The sequence below is a fragment of the Sphingobium sp. genome (genome assembly GCF_035511395.1).
In the GTDB taxonomy this organism is placed as follows: Bacteria; Pseudomonadota; Alphaproteobacteria; order Sphingomonadales; family Sphingomonadaceae; genus Sphingobium.
Genome location: NZ_DATKFP010000016.1, coordinates 1 through 1,511, shown reverse-complemented (window position 1 = coordinate 1,511; position 1,511 = coordinate 1). Strand labels below are relative to the sequence as shown.

Sequence of the window (1,511 nt, the reverse complement as noted above, 5' to 3'; positions counted from 1 at the left end):
TCACCCAGAAAGTCGAGGGCATCAGCCTGCAAGGCTTTCGATCCACCGGCCACCCCGGCAATGATCTCGGCTACGAACATTGCGCCGTTGACGACAAGCGCAATCCAGAGCGCTCGCCGCCAGCGAGGATCATTCGTCGTTGCTGCTGGGCGTCCCGGTCGACAAGCCCGTGCAGGAGTTCATGACGGAACTGCATCCGAGCGAGATCGCCAATGAAGTGCAATTTCCCGCCACGCTGGATCATGTCGTTTTAAGGCGCCGGGCCATCGGCCTGCTGGTGCCGGAGGAGGGCGATCTGGCCCGCTATGACGTCATTCCCGCCCGCCAGCTGGCGGGGCGCAGGATCGCCATGATCAGCAACGAACATGGCGAGGAATTCGTCAACCCGATCGCCAATTTCCTGCTGCAATGCGGGGCGGTGCCGTCGGTGTCGGCAGAAGGCAATGCCATGGCGGTGGAACGCCATGCCCAGCGGCATGGCATTTGCGCCATCGGCATCGGCTGGTTCGCGACCTTGCCGGGAATGGTTCGACGTCCGGTCGAAGGGATGGACTTTCATCTCGACCTCTCGCTGGTGCTGGGCACAGCCCCTAATCCGGCCGCGCGGCGCTTCTTCGACTTTGCCGTCCGCTGGCAGGCAGCGCGCGATGCCATGGGAATCGGCGGTTTGGCGGGCGACCGTTTCGATCAACCGCCGATCGCCAGCACCTGTATGGCGTTGGCCTGACGATTTCAGCCCAGCGCGAACACCGTCTTTACATGGGCGGAGTCGCTATATTCCTTGACCAGCGCTATCTGTTTTCCACGAAAGTGGCGCAGGAAGACATAGCGATTGTCGTAGAGCGTCCTGTTCTTCAGCAGGCTGTGCGACGTCGCCTCGGCGAACAGATGATCGCCCTGCGCCATAACCAGGCCGGGGGTGATATGAATGCTCTCCGCCGTCTGGACATGCAGCGTGCCGAGCAGCACGTCGAACTCCGCCACGCTGATGTCGATGCCGATTGGGGCGACACGATCCGCGTGGCCCCGGCGGAGAAGGGGTGGACCTGGTGTTGGAGATTGGCGGCCAGTCCAGCTTCGTGCAGTCTGTCCACGCCTGCCACATGGGGCAAGGTCGTCGTCGGCACCACTGCCAATGGAGTACCGGAACTGCCACTTGGAGATATGGTTATGCGCCATATCCGCGTGGACGGCATTGCCGCGGGCAGCATGACGCAACTACGTGACCTTGTCGCCTTCCTCGCCACCCGTGATATCCGCCCCGTCATCGATCGGCATTTTTTGCTGGAGCAATTGGCCGACGCCTTCCGTTATCAGCTGTCCCGCGACCATTTCGGCAAGATTATCCTCGACTTCTGAACCGTTGCGCATGGCCTTTCGACAAGAGACGGAAATCCGTCCATCTTTAGGATTGTCAGACGATATCGATCGACTATAAAGTCTGTACGAATCAAAAAGCACATGGAGAGGAGAGCATCATGTCTGCTGTCACAGGCCAGGGACCGATGGAC

3 protein-coding genes are annotated in these 1,511 nt (G+C 60.6%); 2 read left to right on the top strand and 1 reads right to left on the bottom strand.

The features are described from left to right. The first annotated feature begins 139 nt into the window (after positions 1-139). Positions 140-727 carry a hypothetical protein gene (locus tag VMR39_RS00740; RefSeq protein ID WP_325413381.1) on the top strand — a complete coding sequence of 196 codons (588 nt, stop codon included), beginning with the start codon at positions 140-142 and terminating at the stop codon, positions 725-727. 5 nt (positions 728-732) lie between these two features. On the opposite strand, the gene VMR39_RS00735 is transcribed toward VMR39_RS00740, so the two are convergent. Beyond that, positions 733-969 (bottom strand): hypothetical protein, encoded by a 237-nt coding sequence (locus VMR39_RS00735; RefSeq protein ID WP_325413379.1) that lies wholly within the window; start codon positions 967-969, stop codon positions 733-735. Here VMR39_RS00735 and VMR39_RS00730 point away from each other — a divergent pair. Further along, on the top strand, positions 949-1,359 hold the full coding sequence (locus tag VMR39_RS00730; RefSeq protein ID WP_325413377.1) for a zinc-binding dehydrogenase: 411 nt from the start codon (positions 949-951) through the stop codon (positions 1,357-1,359). The genes VMR39_RS00735 and VMR39_RS00730 overlap by 21 nt on opposite strands. Positions 1,360-1,511: the final 152 nt, after the last annotated feature.

Coding starts and splice junctions, on each gene's coding strand:
- VMR39_RS00730 (WP_325413377.1), top strand. CDS start 949: ATGCAGCGTGCCGAGCAGCACGTCGAACTCCGCCACGCTGATGTCGAT.